Genomic DNA, 20,669 nt, shown 5'->3' with positions numbered 1-20,669 from the left:
GATAAGTTACCGTCTATTTTCACGTACGACATCCTTTCAAAAATCCCTGCTGATTGTTTCCTGGATGACGGGATAATTACCATATTCCCGATATTTGCAAGCTATCTTGACACTAAACTCCTTAAAACCTTACAGGCCTATGTCAGGCCAAACCTCATTTTTTGCTCCCCCGCATTGAGTCATAGTCACAGGGCGTGGACGGCCGAACCGCAGAACTGTCCCATTCCACCGCAACGCATTAGTGAGCGAAGGGCGAGACGCTGACAGTAGCCCCCGACCGTCGATGCTCCGCTTTACCGGGAAGCGAGATGGCATGGGTGTAGGCTCTCGCTGAAATTGTATCTTCGATACCTAAAGGCCCGCTAGCACCCAGCAATTGCCAGCTCTTTAAGCAAACAACCGCCAACCCTAGGCCACCTGAGCCACGTCAAAGGCGAAGCATCATGGCAGATTCCAAGACCCTAGTGTAGAGAGGGTGGAGAAAAGGGCACGCTGTCCGAGGAGAAGTTCGAGCAACCTAGCAGCTTGGTTTGGGATACCGCATAGCATCGCAACACATCTGCGGCCTGCCTTCCTGTTTGCGGAGTGAGCCCGCGCACCTGTCATCCCAGGTCTCGGCTTATGGCCGCCTGCTTTTCGTCTCGCACGCCCAGTGATAAGCCCGCGCGAGGGTTTGGGTGAACTGCCCATGCGCGTCGCGCTGCAAATCCAAGGTCTTCCCCAGAAGCTCGTGCGTGATGGATGTGCTGCCTCATAGGCACAACTCAGACGTATCACCGATGGGGATTCAGTTGATTGTGAATACAAGTCATGAAACGCCAAAAGCCAGGACTGCACACGCTGAAACACGACGAGTCTACATAAAATTTCCGATTAACCACCAACACTTTCGAGGCGCGCACTCTACTTTGCCAAATATAATACGCACCCTTTACGCCACTCCATCAATCGCCGACGCATGGACCCATTAAGGACCTTAACTAAAGACGATCAGTTGGCGAATGATACTCGTAAGATAGCGACTCTAAAAGCTTTTCATCAAAAGAAAGTCGGAAATTCATATCTTTAATATCATTAAATTCCCTAACGGGATCTTGGTGAACAACCCCGGTATTTTTGTCACGCCAAGTGGCAACCAATGCATTGCCACCGGGGAAATTCTGAACCCGCAACCAGACGGAGTCAATTACATTATCACTAGATAGTCTGGAGCCATTCTGCATTTCGATACCAGATTTACCTCCAAATGCAACAGTCAGTGTAGACAATAAAACACCTTGATCGGAAACCTGAAAAAAATCTGTACTTTTTTTAACCCAGTCAACTGAATCATTCTTAGTAACAACCGCCTTCACCAAATCAGAACTTTTCAATAAACGTCCAGGCTTTACAAGGACCGAGGATGCACCATCAAGCTGAAGCGCTATCCGCTTAGGTCCGAATCTTTCATCTGAAATGCCGACCCTCCCTCCAAGACTGACAACCTCGACAAAAAAATCAGAAAGTTTCTCGGCATTAGGATTTAGTGTTGGCGGAAGTGTTTCACCGAGCCCAGATACAACTTTCAATACACCAGACTCCCAATATTCAGGTTTCTGAGAAATCAGATCACGCACATACCCTAATGCCAAATCGTACTGCGCCGACTCTTTCGCTAAAAATAGAAGCAGATCACTTTTCAAGTCAGGTTTAATCGTGCCTACATTTTTCACCGCAAAATCCAATGCCATTTCTTTATCGAAGAACTTCACATTCTCCCACGCAACCATACGCGTGAAGATATTTTGATCATCGTCATTCAATATACTTCTCGAATATGGCAATAGCGCGCCATCCCCTTTCAGCTTTTCGAGCACTAGCCACTTTTTATCAGACGATATTGCAGGCATAGTCAGAAGGGATGCTATTTTTCGACCCACATCATCTTCTGAGAGCGCAGGGCGGAAAGGCCCACGATTTTTTATAATGATTGTCAGAGCGTCTGAGAAATTAGAGTATTTACTTTCAGGAGCCAGTAACACACTGAGCAATCGCTTTTCCTCAGGACCGTTCAGCGGGAACAATGACTCACTTACCGAGGCATAATTTCTCGCTAGGCGAATCATATAAGCGTTAATTATCGCCTCGGTTCGGAGTTCATCCAAGGCTTGCCTGCCACCGCTTTGCTCGTCTTCAAATCGCATCCATCGATTAACCTTATCGTTAAATAATGCTATTAAAGTATTAGACAGATTATTATAACCAAGAATTACTCCCAGCCCAAAAATTGCGGAGATTACTAGAGCGGCAATGGCAAGCCAGTTTTTTACTTGACTTATTATTCCAAGCGTCTTATCGATAGCCTTCTCAGTGATTTTGTCCTCTGCATTGGAGATCTTGCCATTCACATCAGAAAGAACCTCTAAAGTTTCCGACTTTATCTTCTCAAGCTGCAGGCGTAGATCATAATTCTCTTTAAGCAACTCCGCACGAAGTTTCGAAGATTCATTCTCTAGGTAAAGCAAAATGTAGTCCTTACTTTCTTGCATAGTATTTCCTTAAAATTGATCCTCCTTAAGCCACTAAGAAGGCCATTTCTTCGATGATGAAAAACGGCTCAGTACACTTATTTTGCTCGTTGCTATGGCATTCATCCTGTCCCACGCAGCCATGGCAAAGGTTTTCGTCAACGTATCGTCCCCGAGCGTGCCGCCCTGCTTCGCTTCGGCCTGCTGGTCGCAAACTGCTTCCAGCCCGGCCAGTTCAGCCGCCTTGCCGCGGTGTGAGTGGACTCCTCACACCGCAGCAATCTAGGTATGCCACTTAGAATCAGCGCGACGGCTCTAACGATGCTCGGCCTGGCAGGCCAACTGGATTGCCATGTTCTGGGCTGTTCTTTTCGATACAGCTAAGCCGGTGGTCTCATGTCTTCGATCGCCTTAAGCTTCTCTATGTCCCGCCCAATAATTTTTTTCGCACAGTCCAAGCAATAGTGATCCCAACTCCGGCCGTTTCTGACCTTCAGGCGCACATCGCCCTTCTCGATACGGTGCTTGGCACTGGCCTGACAGTTATGGGCCTTGCCAGCGGTATCTATTTCGACATGGGTAACGAGCGACTTAATTGCCACCAAACACCTCCCTTACGGCTGCCGCGAGGATGCCGTCGAACCCTTGGTCAATCCGGTCGTGCATCTCGCGCGAGAACTCGTGCCGTTGTCCCGTTCCCATACCGACAAAGGTATTTACCTGACTGTTGATTGCAGCAATCATAACGATCAAGTTAGTCCTACCGAGATGTCGCGTATCGAGCTCGCGACCATTCGGGTTGATGTCCCGCTCTCCAAGAATCCGTCCAGCTGCCGTTCGAACTCGAATCGGAAGTCCGTCACGCATCGCCTGCCGCTCGCGTACACGAGTTGTCGGCAGTGGCTGCAGGGTCTGGTAAGCAGCCGCAACGTCGTTCGCGGTATATCCGCGCTCCTGCAGCACGCGAAGAGCCGCCAAGGCCTCATCGTCCAGCAGAAGTGGAATTTCCTCGAGGTGTACATCGGACTGACTGCGCACCTCCACGCCGTCCAAATCATGCGGCACCGGCTCCACCTGTCGCTCGACGGGGGCATGATCTGGATCGACCTCCTCCACCGGCAGCAACTGGTCGAAATAGTCCCGGTCGGCCTCGCTAAACTCCTGGAAGTCAGCCCAGCGTCTGGCGATGTTTGCACCAGCATGGAAAACGACGACGCCCTGGTTGAGGACGTCGCCGGGAGCGTTCTGCCGTATTACGCGCATGATACGTCCGACGAACTGAACGAACGGGGACAGGTTGCTAAAGATGCTGAACACGGCGGCCACGGACAGGTACGGATGGTCGAACCCTTCGCCGAGCTTGCGCACCTGGACGATCACATCGAGCTGGTGGCTTTCCAGCCGCTGCATCACACTCTGGTTCGCCGGCGCGTTCTCTCGCGAATGCACGTAACTAGCGCGCAGACCACGTGCGACGTAGGCTTCGACGACTTGCCGGCAGTGTTCGTAGTTTAGGGCCGAGGCGATAATCTTCAGTCGGGACTCGCCAGTCTCCTCGCGCAGCCGGCGCAGCTCTCGGATTGAAGCATCCACAATAGTGTTCAGCGTTTCGGTAGAAGTTACGATGCTGCGGCGGAAATCGGCGTCCTCCTCACCCAGCCTGCGCACCTCGTCAAGCCCTACCTCGATCTCCTGACCGTCTTCACGGCGCACGTACCGGAGCGTACGAGGGTTCAGCTGCACGGCCTTAAGGCGTTTGACATAGCCTTCGCGGATAGCTTCGAAAATAGGGTATGTATAGATGACGCGCCCCTCCATGAGCTGGCCATCGGCACGCATCGGCGTCGCGCTGAAGTTGACGATCTGCGCTTCGGGAAACTGCGCCTTGAGAGCCTGCCAACTGTCAGCTACACCGTGGTGACCCTCATCGACGAGAATCAGGTCGAAGTAGTCGGCCGGCAGTTGGCGCAGCCAGCGGTTTGAGTCGCCTCCTTGGAGCTGCTGAATATTAGTAATGACGATGTGCGCCTCGTCCAAATCAGCCCGGTTGGTCGTCGTCCCTCGGATTTCGACAGGCTCAGGATAGGGCGCGCCGACGAGCACCGCGCACTTCTGGTAGAACATGTTGGGATTGGACGGGTCGAAATCACTGGCCAACTGCTGAGCAATGGCCACGCCTGGGGCGACCACCAGCGTCCGCCGCGAGCGGAAGGCAAAAGGAGATATCGTGATGCTCCCGGACTTGCCACATCCGACCGGCAGTATTACTGCGAACTCACGCTCTTCGCCACCCGCCGCGAAAACCTCGTTCAGCGCAAGGAACACACCTTTCTGGGGCGTACGGATACGTTCGTTGTTCTCGATATGTGGCTCGCGGTCCTGGAATGGGTTTGTCATATGGGTCCTTCCGTAAGGGTTGAGGGCTTTGTCACAACGGAATTCGCTGACGATTGCAGTCTTATTCAACCGTTCAGGCGAAATCCGGGATCACAACTTCGAACAATAGCTCTACCGCGCCAGCGGCCTCAAATTTATGGCAGCTGCCATCGCGTTCTGTAACACGGAGTATCTAGGGCGTGCCACCCATACCTTCGCAGTCTCGGTCGCGGTCGGGCGGGGTAGGTGTTGGGTTCTCTATGCCGTCAGCATGTAGCGATCAAGCAGTCGGGAGCAATCCGACAGCTTGCAAAGACCACCTAAGGAAACTGCGTGCGATTACTCACCGGGATCGGGCATGCGAGGTCTGGTTCTGCGTTCCAAACGCGAGGGTCAGCTGTTGTAACAAAATAGCCAGCTCTGCTGGGTTGCCTTCGCGTAACACATCGGCAAGTAATTCAGCCGCATATGCAGGATCAGCACGAAGCTGCTCGGACATTGCCTCACTGTGCGGTCGATCCCTCATTCGATCCTCCCCCCTCTCGGCAAGAGACACTCGTTCTCAATCCCACCGTTAGCATACGCCGAAGAATTGAGCGACGGCATCAAGCTCAAGTCAGTCAGAGGGACAACCAACCGGCCATCGGTTTTTGTGGATTGCACAATCCAAAAACTGTTCAGAGCAGGGAGTTTACCTATGAGATTTAAAAATCGCTCCCATCTTCATTCCGATGGCCACCTGTAACCTCCGAAATTCCATCATTACGCTTTCCACATCAATGGCGCTTGCGCCTTCTCCATGCTTATCAGCAAGCCAAAGTTTCAACAGGCCAGCAACCCTTCCAAGGTCACCATTCACCTTCACCAAGTCGGACACTGCGCCGAAGTCAACGACCGACCGTATTGGCGTGTTCAGCCCGAGCGCCCGCAGGTAGCCCGAACGAGACATACCCGCTTCTTCGGCACACTCCGTGATGGTCGCCTTTTCCTCGTCAGTCACCCACACCTCTATCGGCTTTCCACGCCTTCGAGATTGGGCCTTCCCTTTGGTGCCCTCTGTCATACTTGTGCTCCTGTTGTTGCTTTTCAGCTTTTAGACGCGGCAGCGGCTGGGGCCTCGCAGAGCAAGATACCGTTGAGCCGCAGGCGAATAAGGGGCGGTGTTGGAAGGGTTCGGGCTAGTCCGTACCCGTACAACACACATCTTGCCGTCTACTCCTATGCGATTCTATGCAACTGGAGCAGAGATGCCATTTGCATTTCATCTAATCGCGTAGATTCGCGTAAGTTCGCATACATTCGCATAGCGTCGCATTACTAAATGGTTTCAATCGCATAGAGTCGCGCAGAATCGCATAAAACCGTCACACCGAACGAGGCCAATTGAATTGTCTAGCGTTGGACACCAAAACAGACTGATTGGTGGCGAGCACGGCTACTATTGAAAAGCTTGCACCTTGAAAATTACGTATCGCGAATGAGAGCATTCATATGCCAACGCCCCTTTACCGAAGAAAATCATCAGATATATCGGAGTAATCAATGGCACGCAAAACTCTCGCTGAGCGCCGTTCTGACGCCATTTCCGAACTGGAAACCGCAAAAGCACGACTGGCGAAACTCGACAATGAGGCCGCTGAAAGAATCGGCAGAATTGCAATAAAGTCAGGATTGGTTAATCTGAAGCTTACGGACGATCAAGTCCGAGAAGAATTCGACCGAATCGTGGAAAAGATCAGCAAGGGGAATTGACCATGAAGACAGCTCACCGCATCAGCGCATTTGCCAGTCGACTCGATGAATTGCAAGCCTGCCTCGGTCGAGCCAGTAACCGGGCTACGGAAAATGTTACCGAAGCCCAGCGCATCGCGGCTGAGCTGGCTCTATCCCTCGAAGACTGGCATCTCGACGCGCTGCGCATACCTAAGGCGGAGCGTGCGTCCTACCGAGCACAGAATCCGTATTATTCAACACATTGACTCTGCCGCTCTCGTTAAAAAGTCCACTCCGGTGGACTTTTTTGTGTCCGTAAAATGTATAAAACCGGACAAACCCAACCCCTCCCCTCCTCACAACTAACGCCTTATAAATCAGCCCGATAGTTATTATTTCTCGCCCAGATACCGGACAGTTTACGGACAGACCACGAGAACTTTATGCGGATAGCATAGTTATCCGCATATTTTAAACAGGCCAATATCGGTAAATAATCGAGCCACCAAGGTTAGAAATGAGGTATTCGGCATGGGAAGGGAATTACTCATAAAAGCGTCGTCCCGTGTACGCAAAGCCGGGCGTCATGCGGCTTTGAGCATTGCGATGGCCGGAACCAGCTTAGTTGGCGGGACCTTATACGTTGCACCTGCCACGGCTTACGCCATCTACTGCACAAATTGCTCCACGTTTTATCAGCAAATGTTTGAGTACGCTGAGGCGGTAAACACGGCTCTGAACACCGCAGAGCAACTGCAAACCCAGGTGCAGCAGTATCAAAGCATGATCACGCAGGGCACGGGCTTGCCTGATTCGATGTTCGGCAGTATCGCAGCTGATCTTAAAAACGTGATGAACATCTACGACCGCTCGCAGGCGTTGGGCCGTCAAATCCAAAACATGGATTCGCAGTTCAACACGGCTTTCCCCGGCTTTAATTCGTACCTGAATCAAGCTGCCAACTCGGCTGAGTCACCGGCACAAGATCGCTATCAGACGTGGTCAGAGCAAGGCCGCGATAACGTGAAAGCTGCGCTGGAAGCGGCGAACCTCAATACCAGCACCTTTGAGTCTGAGGGCGAGCAGCTTGACCGCATGATGACCCGTTCACAGTCGGCTGTGGGCCGGATGCAAGCACTTCAGGCGGGCAACGAAATAGCCTCACAGAACGTACAGCAGTTGCAAAAGCTGCGCGATCTGGTGGCTACGCAAATCAACATGCAGGGCAACTATCTGGCTCAGCTGGGTGACCGTACAGCAGCCAGCGAGGCTACCGAACAGCAGTTTGAAGCGCGCAAAAACACACGCGGCGGCGTGAAGGGGTACTGAGAATGACTATTTCGAAATGGCTAATCGCGTTGCTCTGCTCCGGCTCTGCACTAATCGGTTCTACGGTCACCGTGGCGCTTCAACACAACAGCGAATGTACATCGGCGGCGGAGCAGCAACAACGCGACGCTGATGCCTCGTTTGAAGCGCGCCCGAACACTCGCGGCGGCGTTAAGGGGTACTAGCTATGGATCGTCGCCTACTGTTTTTCCTCGTCTTGGCGAGTGTATTCGTGAGCAGAGATGCTATGGCCGCGACCGACCTTTCCCATGCCGACACTTCGGTCCAAGGCCTACTCGACCTCGTTTTACAGCAGTCGCACCAGTGGTCAGGAAAGCTGTATGACTACGCGATCAGATTATTCTGGCTGTTGGCCTCGATTCAGTTCATCTGGACGTTCATGCCTCTGGTCATGAAGCAAGCCGACTTCGGCGAGATTGTCGGAGAGCTGCTGCGCTTCGTCCTGGTGGTCGGTTTCTTCCTTGCCGTTATGAAGTATTCGGTGGAGTGGTCATCTGCCATTGTCGATAGTTTCCGCGATGCAGCGGCATCCGCTAGCGGCCTCGGGCGTGCGCTAGAACCCGGCGATATGCTGGCAGTTGCGCTGGATTTTGGCCGCACCATGGTGAAGGGCATATCAGTGTTTTCTCCGGCCAAAGGACTTCTGATCGCAGTATGCGCAATCCTTGTATTGGCATGTTTCGCCTTCATCGCTGCATTCATGTTCGTAACGCTCGTAGAGTCTTACGTCATCATCAATGCTTCGGTGCTGTTCTTTGGCTTTGGCGGGTCACAATGGACGCGTGATTTTGCAATCGCCCCAATGCGTTTCACCGTCGCAATCGGAGCCAAGCTGTTCGTCTTAACGCTGATCGTCGGCCTGATCGTTCAGTCGGCCAAGCAGTGGTTGGCCGCCTACACCAATGACGAAGCCTCATTGATGACGATGGTTGGTCTGGCCTTGGTGTGCTGCTATTTGACAAAGACCATTCCTGACCTCATCGGCGGCATGATAAGTGGCACCTCGATGGGTGGTGGATCAGCCATCGGTGGTATGGCGGCGGCTGGTGCTGCCGGTGCAGCGGCGGCAATTGCGACCATCGCCACCGCCGGGGCGGCCGCTCCTGCCGCTGCCGGTGCTCACGGCGCTGCTGGCAGCAGTGGTGCTGCCGGTGCAGCGGGTGCCGGTGGCATCAGCAGCGGCGGTCTGGCAGGAGCTATCAACTCCAGCTTTGCCGGTGCAAGCTCCGCCGGTGGTGCCGCTTCGTCTGTAGGTGGCGCAACGTCCTCCGGCGTGGGGGCCAGCACTGGCGGCGGCGCAGCAACCAAGGGGGCAAGCTCCACAGGTGCGAAGACTGGCGGTGGTACAGCTACCCCATCAGCTACCCCATCGGCTACGCCCAGCAACGGCGTCCAGCAGGCCGCTAAGCAGGCGGGGAAGGCCGCGCAGAGCGACGGAAACAATGATCAAAAAGCGACACCAAAAGGTGGTGCTGTCAGTTCCGGCAGCGCACTGTCCCAAGCGGCCAATGGTGGGGCAAAAGCACTCGGCGTGATCGCCTCGCTGTCAGTGCCCGGCATGGAGAATGCGCACTCAGCGTCTCTTGGTGCTGGTATTCCAACAGCATTGAGCGAAGCCAGATCGACCACAAGCACAGAACCGCCCGCGGAAACGGTAGGCGCGGAATCCAACGTCATCCGACCAGATGAGGACACCAGCTCGAACCTGGGTCGCCTCGACGTTTCGAGCATGGCCACGAGCAACGACCAACCGGAGAAAAAACCATGAATGAAATTCTGATGTTCGCAGGATTCATAGTACTCACCTCGACCTCGGCCGTCGGTCTATGGGCGCTCGGCCGATATCTGCGTAGCAAAGGTTATGGGCCGCAGCTGGATAAGCTGAATCGCCAATTCACGGCCATACAGCTCCGAGTCAGACCGCTTGCCTTGTCTGCCTCTTATCGCATGTTTGCGGGCACGCAGATCTTGAATCGTCTACCTCTCCTGGGAAGTAAGAGTAGCGCTGCTCTGAACCATCAAGTGTTGATTGCCATTCAGGCTGCGCAGGAAGCACAGAAGCGAGAGAAGCCCAACAATCGCTGATTGCTGACCAGCCTCCTAGACAACCCCGCCTCTGTGTGGGGTTCATTTCCAATCCAGCCTCTCCTGTCTCATAGCGAGCTCTAGGAGGATCGCAGGAGCACCTCCACCATCTACACGGATAAAGGCCATCCAAAGCTTAGGGCTTTGTCATTAGTAATACGCACGGACTTTGAACAGTCTGATACGCCCACCTTACAGGCTCTGAGCTGCGTCTTCAGCGACACTCGACCCTGACATCACCAGTCCCCTTGACGAGCGCAATGGAACGGCCGACGGCCACCTCTCCTCGTTTTGATGTCTATTCAGATTTTGCAGAGGGGGCTACATACCAGGCTCGAAGCGGTGAGTGTACGCCCGGACAGCTCTTTCTTTTGGTGCCCAACGGCCGTAGGCCGACTGACAAGGCCGGACCGCGCCTAAGCGCGGGCTGCGCCGCGCAGAACTGAATATCCTGAATATCCTGCCAACTCCGAGCGCGTGTGCGACGTTTCGGGCGGGTGTGCGACGCTATCGGGCGGATGTACAACGCTATCGGGCGGGTATGCGACGCTTCAAGCTTCACCAGTACCTTTTTTCTTTACCCTCACGCCGTCCAGAATCAGGCCTAACGCTTTCAATTCGGCGGCGTCTTCCCTCAACCTGTACCGCGCATCGCGCATCGCCTTACTCTGCACCGCACCGGCGACAGCCACGATGACGGTGTCAAGATACCAACCACCTGGCGGCTCGAACTTGTGGCTCAAAACGTGCCGCGCAACCGCTTGGCTGATGCCATGCTGGAGGCGGGCAACGGGGGCCGGGTCGTAGTACAAACTCAAATCATGCTCAAGTAGCATCACCAGTGCTACGCCAAGCCGCACCCGCCACAGATTTCGCTCTCCCCTTGTCAGCGGATCAAGCCGCGTCATTGGCGAAGGGATAACGTGATCAATCAATCCGCCGATTATTGGAAAATCGAATTGTGGGGTTTCGATTGTGATCGTCGCAGCTCGCAGTTCGGCCAACAGCTTTTCGATCTGTGTGAAGCTGTAGCGACTGTCGGACAGTGTTTTTCTCACCCGAGCGGGGTCTACCAGAAGCTCCACGCCGCCATCAGAAACATCGCGTCGCCGTTCCGCGCAATACAGTATCGCTTCCACTATATCGGCGTGTCTCTGGCCTAGCCTGCCTATCACACGGCAGCGACCAAATGACGTATCGGCCCAGTCACTATCCCGAAATCGGGGGCGCTGACTAGGTTGATAAAGCATTACCCGCGCCTGCGCGCACGTACTGGTGGGAGTCACAGCATTACCACCGCTCATCGTCGTCTCCATTGACGATGTGCAGAGCTCCTCCCTTCTTCGTCTCCAACAGTTCCACTGGCACAAGGACGCCGCCGTCATGGCGCTTGTACCATTGATCGACCGGGGTGGCGTCGTAGTTCTGTTTGCTAACGCCGAAGCGTACAAACAAGCCCCTTCGGTCATTGCCGATCGGCTGTCGATCATAGGCACGGTCGCTGAGTGTCTTCGCCTGTTCCTCAGTCATCTTGGCGACGAAGCCGCACCAACGTGCGTTGTCGACTAGAGCGGAGGCGCCCCGGGCTGCCTGCTGCTGGTCAGTCTGCCCCTCACGGGCACTACCCTTGCTGACGTGATGCAAGTAAAGGACGGATGCCCCTGTGCTCGTCGCCGCGCACTCCAGCGTGGCGACAAGTCGTGCCATATCGCCGTTGCTGTTCTCGTCCCTATCGTGAATCCGGCTTAGAGTATCCAGTACGATCAAGCGGGCACCTGCGCAGAATTCGATAACGCGGGTAAGATGCTGGTCATCCATCACGTTCATCCGTTTGCCCATGATGGGCTGGACGATCAGGTTCTCCGCGATGGCTTCACGTGCCTGCTGATTCAGGTGCTGGCCGATGGCATGGATTCGGCGGACCAGTGCGACTTCTGGGTCTTCTCCAGCAAAATACACCACGCGGCCAGCGCATGCGGGACCTAGCCCGACTAGATCGCCACCGGCAACGCTGCACGCGATGGCCATTGCGGCCTCCAGCGCCCAAAAGCTCTTTCCTGTAGCTCCCGGCGCCACCAATGCGCCTACCGTTCCAGCGAGGAAGCCCGGCCAAATAAAGTCTAGAGTGGGCGGTTCGTTCTCGAATGCAGCCCGCAAATCAATCGCCACAGCTCAGATCCCCATTCCGGGGCGAGGGGCCGAGCCGGAAAGCTTGCATGTATCAATCCACGCCTCCACCTCGGCCAAATCCCAAACAACCTTGCGACTACTCACCGCGATGCGCTGAGGGAATTTCCCCTGCTTCTCGAAGTTGTAAATCGTGCGCTCACATAGCGGGATCATTGCCAGGAGCTGCTTCTTGCTGATCAAGACCTTGTTCGTTTTTTGCGATTCTTTTTCCACAAGGAATACCCCTTCCGTCATCGTCCGAGGCCCAAGTATTGCCCCACGATTCCGGTATTTTCCAGCAAAAATAAGGGTATTTTTTTAGCATTTTCAATAAGTTAGCGTCCATTAACCTATCGTTTTACGGACAGCCCGGACGACATAAATAACTGATTTTGTTGAAGTAGATTTACGCTAGGTTTCCTCATTTTGTTTTTCCCGAAACTCATGTGTTTTCGGACAAAAAAAATCCCACCGAAGTGGGAGTATCGCGATGTAGCGTCAGCTGATAAGCCTCGAATCACCCTTTGGGTCTGGGCCTTTTGGTGGTCCACTCGTCGATCATATCCGCCCAGTCTTGGAGCATCGCGCGCCGCTGATCCCGGTACTCGGCTTTGTTGTACACGGCTCGCACGCCTTTCTGCTCGTGCGCCAGACATTTCTCGATCCAATCGGAGTTGTATCCCGCCTCATGCAACAGCGTGCTGGCCGTGCGGCGTAGATCGTGGGGACCGAATTTACCTAGAGGCACGCCCTCCTTTTCAGCAAGACGATAGGTCAGCGTCAGTACCTGGTTGATCGTGGCCGCACTCATTGGCAAATCAGAGTCGTAGCGTGACGGCAAAACGTAGTCCGAACCTCCTGCCAAGGTTTTCAACGCGATGAAGAAATCCAATGCCTGCTGGGACAGAAACACCAAATGAGGGTTACGACGCTTCATCCGCTCTTTGGGGATCGTCCACAGCGCCTCGCTGAAATTGATCTCACTCCACGTCGCGTTGGTCAGTTCGCTCTTGCGCACCATCGTCAGCAGGAGGAGTTTGGCCGCTGCGCGAACCGAGGTCGCTGTACCGATTCTATCCATGTACTGGTACATCAGCGCAATTTCATCGGGCGTCAACGCACGGTCGCGTGGCTCGAATTTCGCGATGCTGGCAGGCCGTACCAGATCGGCCGGGTTTTCAACCTTCTGGCCACGCTCAATGGCCCAACGGAAGACTTGCAGCACGATCTCCCGTGAGTGGACGGCGGTTGCAGGGGCACCCCGCTCCACTATGGCATCCGTCAGCGCACGCAGATCCTCATGGGTGATTTCGACCAGCTTCTGATTGCCAAATTTCGGCTTCAACTCACGCTCGTAGACTGATCGACGCATGTCTCGCGTCGAGTCCGCCATCTGGTAACCGCGCAGCCATTTTTCAGCCCAAGCGTCAAACGTCTCAGCACCCTTCGTGCGCGCCTTCGCACGCGCTTTTTCCTTAGCTGGAGACTTGCCAGCGGCGACCATCTTCTTCGCCTCCCCTAGCCGCTCGCGAGCCTCTGCCAGAGTGATCCCCCCTAAGCCATAACGACCGAAGGTGATGGTCTCTTGCCGGCCGTTGATGGAGTAGTTGTAGCGAAAGGAGATTGAGCCGGCTGGGGTGACGGCCACGTATAAGCCGTCACGGTCAATCACCTTGTAGAGCTTGTCCTGGGGCTTGAGATTTCGAAGCTTGGTATCGGTGAGCATGGCTTCCACTATTTCCATGAAAAAATACCATGCTCTGAAAAGCGCGGAAAATGGGGTCTATCCCCAGTAAAACCGGGCCTCTAGGCCAACTCGGTACCATGCCAACACTGAGGCAAAGGACATGGTATTGAGCGTCATGCATGGCATTAGATGCAGTCAATACCCCGTACCCTGCCACACAAACACCGTGCTTGGCGATGCAGAACGCTACCCGAATTTGCCAGACCCAAAAAGCCAAAAGCCCGCAATTACGCGGGCTTCAGGGCATTTTTTGCTAGATCGTGCCGGGCAGTGCCGGACGCGGGATCATTCCCACTCGATAGTGGCCGGCGGCTTGCTCGACACGTCGTAAGTCACGCGCGAGATACCGTCGATTTCGTTGATGATACGGCCGCTGACGGTTTCCAGCAGGTCGTAAGGCAGGTGCGCCCAGCGCGCGGTCATGAAGTCCACGGTCTCGACAGCACGCAGGGCCACGACCCAGGCGTAGCGACGGCCGTCGCCCACGACGCCAACCGATTTCACCGGCTGGAACACCACGAAGGCCTGGCTGGTCTTGTGGTACCAGTCGGCCTTGCGCAGCTCTTCGATGAAGATGTGGTCGGCGCGACGCAGGATGTCGGCGTACTCCTTCTTCACTTCACCGAGGATACGCACACCCAGGCCTGGGCCCGGGAACGGGTGGCGGTAGACCATGTCGTACGGCAGGCCCAGCTCCAGGCCGATCTTGCGCACTTCGTCCTTGAACAGTTCACGCAGCGGCTCGACCAGCTTGAGGTTCATTTCCTCCGGCAGGCCACCCACGTTGTGGTGCGACTTGATCACGTGGGCCTTGCCGCTCTTGGCGCCGGCCGACTCGATCACGTCCGGGTAGATGGTGCCCTGGGCGAGGAACTGGATGTTGTCCAGTTTGCTGGCTTCGGCATCGAACACGTCGATGAAAGTGCGGCCGATGATCTTGCGCTTCTTCTCCGGGTCGGCTTCGCCTTCCAGGTTGTCGAGGAACTGCTTCTCGGCATCGGCGCGGATCACTTTGACGCCCATGTTCTCCTTGAACATGGCCATCACCTGGTCGCCTTCGTGCAGGCGCAGCAGGCCGTTGTCGACAAAGACGCAGGTCAGCTGGTCGCCGATGGCGCGGTGCAGCAGCGCGGCTACCACGGAGGAGTCGACACCGCCAGACAGGCCCAGCAGGACGTTGGCCGAGCCGACTTGCTGACGCACCTGGGCTATGGCGTCTTCGACGATGTTCGAAGGCGTCCACAGGGCTTCACAGCCACAGATGTCCTGCACGAAGCGGGACAGGATGCGACCGCCTTGCTTGGTGTGGGTCACTTCCGGGTGGAACTGCACGCCGTAGTAGCCGCGCGCGTCGTCGAACATGCCGGCGATCGGGCAGCTCGGGGTGCTGGCCAGGATGTTGAAGTTGCCCGGCATCTGGGTGACCTTGTCGCCGTGGCTCATCCACACGTCCAGGCCCAATACGCCGTCGCCATCAACGTGGTCTTCGATGCCGTCGAGCAGACGGCTCTTGCCGACCACGTCAACGCGGGCATAACCGAACTCGCGCAGGTCCGAACCTTCGACCTTGCCGCCCAGCTGCTCGGCCATGGTCTGCATGCCGTAGCAGATGCCCAGCAACGGTACATTCAGGTCGAACACGGCCTGCGGTGCACGCGGGCTGTTGGCTTCGTGGACCGACTCGGGGCCGCCGGCGAGGATGATGCCGCGCGGGTTGAATTCGCGGATCGCTTCATCGTCCATGTCGAACGGGTGCAGTTCGCAGTACACGCCGATTTCGCGCACGCGGCGGGCGATCAGCTGGGTGTACTGGGAACCGAAATCGAGGATCAGGATGCGGTGAGCGTGAATGTCGAGGGCCATGACTCAATCTCTGGTGCAGCTGCAAGCGTCTAGCTGCGAGCTGCAAGTTGATCGGGGAAAACGCGGTAGCTGCTGCAACGCAACTACCGCTTGGAGCTTGAAGCTTGCTACTTACCGCTGGAGGCTTCAGCCGACCCGGTAGTTAGGGGCTTCTTTGGTGATCTGCACGTCATGCACGTGGGACTCGGCCATGCCGGCACCGGTGATGCGCACGAATTCCGGCTTGGTGCGCATCTCTTCGATGGTTGCGCTGCCGGTGTAACCCATGGACGAACGCAGGCCGCCCATCAGCTGGTGGATGATCGCGGCCAGGGCGCCCTTGTACGGTACGCGGCCTTCGATACCTTCCGGCACCAGCTTCTCGGCACCGGCCGAGGAGTCCTGGAAGTAACGGTCGGAGGAGCCTTGCGCCTGTGCCATGGCACCCAGCGAGCCCATGCCGCGGTAGGCCTTGTAGGAACGGCCCTGGAACAGCTCGACTTCACCCGGGGCTTCTTCGGTACCGGCGAACATCGAACCCATCATCACGCAGGAAGCACCGGCGACGATGGCCTTGGACAGGTCACCCGAGAAGCGGATGCCGCCGTCGGCGATCAGTGGCACGCCAGTGCCTTCCAGTGCCGCGGCAACGTTGGCGATGGCACTGATTTGCGGTACGCCGACACCAGCGACGATACGGGTGGTGCAGATCGAACCTGGGCCGATACCGACCTTGACGGCGTCAGCGCCGGCTTCTGCCAGGGCCTTGGCCGCAGCGCCGGTAGCGATGTTGCCGCCGATCACCTGAACTTGCGGGTAGGTTTCCTTGACCCAGCGAACGCGGTCGATCACACCTTTGGAGTGGCCGTGGGCAGTGTCGACGACAACCACGTCAACGCCAGCAGCTACCAGGGCGGCAACACGCTCGCCGGTGTCCTTGCCGGTGCCGACGGCAGCGCCGACGCGCAGGCGACCCTGGTCGTCCTTGCTGGCCAGCGGGTAGGCCTTGGCTTTTTCGATGTCCTTGACGGTCATCATGCCCTTGAGGCTGAACTTGTCGTCGACGATCAGGACTTTTTCCAGGCGGTGCTTGTGCAGCAGCTCGCGGACTTCGTTCTTGTCGGCGCCTTCGCGCACGGTGACCAGGCGCTCTTTGGGCGTCATCACGTCGCGCACCTTGGCATCCAGGCGGGTTTCGAAGCGTACGTCACGGGAAGTGACGATACCGACCAGGTCGCCGTTCTCCAGCACCGGAACACCCGAGATGTTGTTCAGGCGGGTCAGGTCGAACAGGTCGCGCACGGTGGCGTCGGCTTCGATGGTGATCGGGTCCTTGACCACGCCAGCCTCGAACTTCTTGACCTTGCGGACTTCGCCGGCCTGCTGTTCGATGGTCATGTTCTTGTGGATGATGCCGATGCCGCCTTCCTGAGCCATGGCAATGGCCAGGCGCGCTTCGGTCACGGTATCCATGGCGGCGGAAACCAGAGGGATGTTCAGCTCGATGCCACGAGTCAAACGGGTCTTGAGACTGACTTCATTGGGCAGTACCTCGGAGTAGCCAGGTACAAGGAGGATATCGTCGAAAGTCAGGGCTTCTTGGCTGATACGCAGCATCGCGGGGGCTCCCGGGCGGGAAAAATGGAAGCGCGCCATTATACTCATCCACGGCGCGCCGCTCAATGCAAAATAAGGGCCTTCGGTCAGCGTTCTGGCAGTTTTACCTGCACCACCGCCACCGGCTGGTCCAGCCAGTCGGCGAAGCTGTCGAGAAAGGCCTGGGTAAACCCGGCCTCGCCCCAGTTGTTGAAGATGAACCCCAGGTTGGAAAAGGCACATGGCTGCAGGTAAATGAAGCCATTGATGTCGTCCTCGAAGCCGCACAAGGGGCAGGTGAAGTTGTCACTCACCCCCGGCATCCACTCTTCCAGGCTTTCGAACAAGGGTTCGCCCACCTCGCGCCGGCACTCGGGGCAGCCGGCTTCTTCGAGGAAACCCTCGGTGGGGGTATAGATGCAGCGCTTGAGCATCACTTCCAGGCCGTTGACCGGCGCGCCAAACGGCAGCTTTTGCGGGTGCAGGGCGATTTTGCGCGCGCCTTCGGCCAGGGCATGGCCCATGCGGTTGCCGGTGCGACCGCAAGTGGTCAGTTGCTCCTCGACCACTTTTTCGCGTACCAGCCAGCGCAGGATGGCCCGGGCGCGGGCCTCGTGCACCGGCACGGTGGAGAGTTTCGGGACGATGATGCTCTGGGTGTTCATGGGCGAAACGGGCCTGGGGATTGCGGTAATCGCGCAATTCTACCGCTCACGCGCTCAGGTAGCGACCGATCAGCGCAAGGCCGCGGGCGGCGCTCGATTCATCAACGCTGCAACACTCAAGGCATCACCCGCCCCCACCCCGCTCCTCTATTATCCACCCCCAAAATCTCGCCCCTTGCACTTGGCGCTCCCCACCCACCCCCTTATCATGCCCCCATGATCAAAGACCCCTTCGAACGACTCGGCCTGGACCGCGAGGTTCTCACCGTCAGCCAGCTCAACGGCCGCGCCCGTGTGCTGCTGGAAGACGTGTTCCGCAGCGTCTGGGTGGAAGGCGAGATATCCAACCTCGCCCGCCCGGCCTCCGGCCACATGTACTTCACCCTCAAAGACAGCGGCGCCCAGGTGCGCTGCGCGCTGTTCCGGCAGAACGCCACACGTGTCCGCCAGGCCCTGCGCGATGGCCTGGCAGTGCGTGTGCGCGGCAAGGTCTCGCTGTTCGAAGGCCGTGGCGACTACCAGCTGATTCTCGACACCGTCGAACCGGCCGGTGACGGCGCTCTGCGCCTGGCCTTCGAGGCACTGAAGGAAAAGCTCGGCGCCGAGGGCCTGTTCAGCGCCGAACGCAAAAAGCCGCTGCCCGCCCACCCGCAGCGCATCGGCATCATCAGTTCGCCCACCGGCGCGGTCATCCGCGACATCATCAGCGTGTTCGGCCGCCGCGCCCCGCAGGTCGAACTGAACCTGATCCCAACAGCAGTACAGGGCCGCGAAGCCATTGCGCAGATCGTGCGCGCCATCCGCCTGGCCGACAGCCTCGGTTTCGATGCCCTGATCCTGGCCCGTGGCGGCGGGTCGCTGGAAGACCTGTGGTGCTTCAACGAAGAAGCCGTGGCGCGTGCAATAGCGGCCTGCGTCACGCCGATCGTCAGCGCCGTGGGCCATGAGACCGACGTGTCGATCAGCGACTTTGTCGCCGATGTGCGCGCCCCTACGCCCTCTGCCGCCGCCGAGCTGCTGGCACCCGACAGCAGCGGGCTGCAGCAGCGCCTTGAAGGGTTGCAGCGGCGCCTGCTGCTGCGCATGCAGAACCGCCTGGCCCACGACCGCCTGCGCCTGGAATCGCTGACCCGGCGCCTGCGCCACCCCGGCGAGCGCTTGCGCCAGCAGGCACAGCGCCTGGACGACCTGGACATGCGCATGCGCCGCGCCTTCCTGCAGAGCCTCAACCAGCGCCGCGAACGCCTGGCGCGCCTCGACACACGCCTGGCCGCGCAGCATCCGGGGCGTACGCTGAAACTGCTCAGCCAACGCCTGGACAGCCTCGCCGAGCGGCTGCCGCGGGCCATGCGCGAGGTGCTCAAGGACCGCCGCCAGCGCTTTCAGGCGCAGTTGCAGACGCTGCAGGTGGTCAGCCCGCTGGCGACCCTGGCACGCGGCTACAGCATCCTTCTCGATGAGCGTGGCCAGGCCATCCGCAGTGCCGAGCAAACCCGCAACGGCCAGCGCCTGACAGCCCGCCTGAATGAGGGCGAATTGCAGGTGCGGGTCGAGGACAACCACCTGACTCCGGTCACCCTTTCCCTACTGGACTGACACATGCCCCGCCTGTTTGCCCCTCTGCTTGCCCTATCCCTGTTGTTGCTGGCCGGCGGCGCCCAGGCCAGCTACATCACCCGCATCCTGAACAAGCCCGTCCCGGGCGGCGTTGCCGTGGTCGATCTGGGCCCGGCGGCCACGGCGCCGAGCGCACGCTTCGACGGCAAACCGGTGCTGGTGGTGAAAGAGCAGGACAACTGGCTGGCCATCGTCGGCATTCCGCTGACGCACAAGCCCGGCCCGGCCCTGCTGACCCAGGGCGGGCGCAGCCTGCCGTTCAGCGTGGGCAACAAGAAGTACCCCGAGCAGCACATCACCCTGAAGAACAAGCGCCAGGTCAACCCCCACCCCGCCGACCTCAAGCGCATCGACCGTGAACTGGCCGAGCAGATCAAGGCCTACCGCAGCTTCAGCCCGAACCTGCCGAGCAACCTGGTCCTCGACAAGCCGGTCAGCGGCCCGCTGTCGAGCAAGTTCGGCGTACGCCGCTTCTTCAACGGTGAAGAGCGCAACCCCCATGCGGGGCTCGATTTCGCGGTGCCTGCGGGCACGCCGATCAAGACACCGGCCAATGGCAAGGTGATTCTGGTGGGCGATTATTTCTTCAACGGCCGCACGGTGTTCGTCGACCATGGGCAGGGCTTCATCAGCATGTTCTGCCACATGTCGAAGGTTGATGTGAACGTGGGGCAGCAACTGCGTCGCGGCGATGTGGTGGGCAGGGTTGGCTCGACCGGGCGGGCGACCGGGCCGCACATGCACTGGAATGTCAGCCTGAATGATGCGCGGGTGGACCCGGCCATCTTCATTGGTGCGTTCCAGCCCTGACGCCGTGGCGCCTTCATCGCCGGCAAGCCGGCTCCCACGCCCTTCTGGGAGCCGGCTTGCCGGCGATGGGGCCAACACACTCGCACCCGTTAGCTTGATTTGCGCAATCAAAAAATACAGCGCAACAAGCTGAAAGCCACGAATGAATATCAGCCATAAAATCTCGCGATTAGGATTTTTTTAAGCATTTAT

The 20,669-nt window shown here is 57.4% G+C and carries 18 protein-coding genes; 7 read left to right on the top strand and 11 right to left on the bottom strand.

Annotated features, from left to right (window positions below; genetic code table 11):
• Positions 1-980: 980 nt before the first annotated feature.
• From ACMGGN_RS02030 to ACMGGN_RS02015, 4 genes are all read right to left on the bottom strand, one after another.
• Complete coding sequence (locus ACMGGN_RS02030) at positions 981-2,528, bottom strand: hypothetical protein (RefSeq protein ID WP_414156425.1); 1,548 nt, start codon at positions 2,526-2,528, stop codon at positions 981-983.
• 570 nt (positions 2,529-3,098) lie between these two features.
• Positions 3,099-4,904, bottom strand: a complete 1,806-nt coding sequence (locus ACMGGN_RS02025) for a DEAD/DEAH box helicase (protein WP_414156424.1) — start codon at positions 4,902-4,904, stop codon at positions 3,099-3,101.
• A 322-nt stretch (positions 4,905-5,226) separates the two neighbouring features.
• Complete coding sequence (locus ACMGGN_RS02020; protein ID WP_414156423.1) at positions 5,227-5,382, bottom strand: hypothetical protein; 156 nt, start codon at positions 5,380-5,382, stop codon at positions 5,227-5,229.
• Between the two features lie 192 nt (positions 5,383-5,574).
• The gene (locus ACMGGN_RS02015; protein WP_414156422.1) at positions 5,575-5,946 is read right to left on the bottom strand and encodes a plasmid mobilization protein; all 372 of its coding nucleotides are present in this window, start codon (positions 5,944-5,946) and stop codon (positions 5,575-5,577) included.
• Positions 5,947-6,425: 479 nt separating this feature from the next.
• Between ACMGGN_RS02015 and ACMGGN_RS02010 the strand changes: the two genes are divergently transcribed.
• The 5 genes from ACMGGN_RS02010 to ACMGGN_RS01990 all read left to right on the top strand — a co-directional run bounded on the left by ACMGGN_RS02010 (position 6,426) and on the right by ACMGGN_RS01990 (position 10,031).
• A complete protein-coding gene (locus ACMGGN_RS02010; protein ID WP_133326217.1) occupies positions 6,426-6,635 on the top strand; it encodes a TraC family protein in 210 nt (69 codons plus the stop codon).
• 2 nt (positions 6,636-6,637) lie between these two features.
• The gene (locus tag ACMGGN_RS02005) at positions 6,638-6,862 is read left to right on the top strand and encodes a hypothetical protein (RefSeq protein WP_414156421.1); all 225 of its coding nucleotides are present in this window, start codon (positions 6,638-6,640) and stop codon (positions 6,860-6,862) included.
• 265 nt (positions 6,863-7,127) lie between these two features.
• Positions 7,128-7,925 carry a P-type conjugative transfer protein TrbJ gene (gene trbJ, locus ACMGGN_RS02000; protein WP_414156420.1) on the top strand — a complete coding sequence of 266 codons (798 nt, stop codon included), beginning with the start codon at positions 7,128-7,130 and terminating at the stop codon, positions 7,923-7,925.
• Between the two features lie 187 nt (positions 7,926-8,112).
• The gene (gene trbL / locus ACMGGN_RS01995; RefSeq protein WP_414156419.1) at positions 8,113-9,714 is read left to right on the top strand and encodes a P-type conjugative transfer protein TrbL; all 1,602 of its coding nucleotides are present in this window, start codon (positions 8,113-8,115) and stop codon (positions 9,712-9,714) included.
• Complete coding sequence (locus ACMGGN_RS01990; RefSeq protein ID WP_414156418.1) at positions 9,711-10,031, top strand: hypothetical protein; 321 nt, start codon at positions 9,711-9,713, stop codon at positions 10,029-10,031. Before trbL ends, ACMGGN_RS01990 begins: the two co-directional genes overlap by 4 nt.
• 551 nt (positions 10,032-10,582) lie before the next feature.
• On the opposite strand, the gene ACMGGN_RS01985 is transcribed toward ACMGGN_RS01990, so the two are convergent.
• The 7 genes from ACMGGN_RS01985 to ACMGGN_RS01955 all read right to left on the bottom strand — a co-directional run bounded on the left by ACMGGN_RS01985 (position 10,583) and on the right by ACMGGN_RS01955 (position 18,050).
• The gene (locus ACMGGN_RS01985) at positions 10,583-11,170 is read right to left on the bottom strand and encodes an ABC transporter ATPase (protein WP_414156417.1); all 588 of its coding nucleotides are present in this window, start codon (positions 11,168-11,170) and stop codon (positions 10,583-10,585) included.
• Between the two features lie 151 nt (positions 11,171-11,321).
• The gene (locus ACMGGN_RS01980; protein WP_414156416.1) at positions 11,322-12,200 is read right to left on the bottom strand and encodes a helicase RepA family protein; all 879 of its coding nucleotides are present in this window, start codon (positions 12,198-12,200) and stop codon (positions 11,322-11,324) included.
• 3 nt (positions 12,201-12,203) lie between these two features.
• The gene (locus ACMGGN_RS01975; protein ID WP_414156415.1) at positions 12,204-12,434 is read right to left on the bottom strand and encodes a helix-turn-helix transcriptional regulator; all 231 of its coding nucleotides are present in this window, start codon (positions 12,432-12,434) and stop codon (positions 12,204-12,206) included.
• A gap of 283 nt (positions 12,435-12,717) precedes the next feature.
• Positions 12,718-13,926 carry a tyrosine-type recombinase/integrase gene (locus ACMGGN_RS01970; RefSeq protein ID WP_414156819.1) on the bottom strand — a complete coding sequence of 403 codons (1,209 nt, stop codon included), beginning with the start codon at positions 13,924-13,926 and terminating at the stop codon, positions 12,718-12,720.
• A 306-nt stretch (positions 13,927-14,232) separates the two neighbouring features.
• Positions 14,233-15,810: a glutamine-hydrolyzing GMP synthase gene (gene guaA / locus ACMGGN_RS01965; RefSeq protein WP_012316007.1), complete on the bottom strand. Its 1,578-nt coding sequence runs from the start codon at positions 15,808-15,810 to the stop codon at positions 14,233-14,235.
• 126 nt (positions 15,811-15,936) lie between these two features.
• Entirely contained in the window at positions 15,937-17,406 is a 1,470-nt protein-coding gene (gene guaB, locus ACMGGN_RS01960) for an IMP dehydrogenase (protein WP_008094438.1), read from the bottom strand.
• An 86-nt stretch (positions 17,407-17,492) separates the two neighbouring features.
• Positions 17,493-18,050: a hypothetical protein gene (locus tag ACMGGN_RS01955; protein WP_046784400.1), complete on the bottom strand. Its 558-nt coding sequence runs from the start codon at positions 18,048-18,050 to the stop codon at positions 17,493-17,495.
• 216 nt (positions 18,051-18,266) lie between these two features.
• On the opposite strand from ACMGGN_RS01955, the gene xseA reads away from it, so the two are divergent.
• Positions 18,267-19,646, top strand: coding sequence for an exodeoxyribonuclease VII large subunit (gene xseA / locus ACMGGN_RS01950; RefSeq protein WP_046784402.1), 1,380 nt, complete (start codon positions 18,267-18,269; stop codon positions 19,644-19,646).
• Between the two features lie 3 nt (positions 19,647-19,649).
• The gene (locus ACMGGN_RS01945; protein WP_174141541.1) at positions 19,650-20,477 is read left to right on the top strand and encodes a peptidoglycan DD-metalloendopeptidase family protein; all 828 of its coding nucleotides are present in this window, start codon (positions 19,650-19,652) and stop codon (positions 20,475-20,477) included.
• Positions 20,478-20,669 lie beyond the last annotated feature (192 nt).

This window comes from Pseudomonas sp. BNK-30, from assembly GCF_047456185.1.
Lineage (GTDB): Bacteria > Pseudomonadota > Gammaproteobacteria > Pseudomonadales > Pseudomonadaceae > Aquipseudomonas > Aquipseudomonas putida_E.
This window is presented reverse-complemented; position numbering and strand designations above follow the sequence as displayed.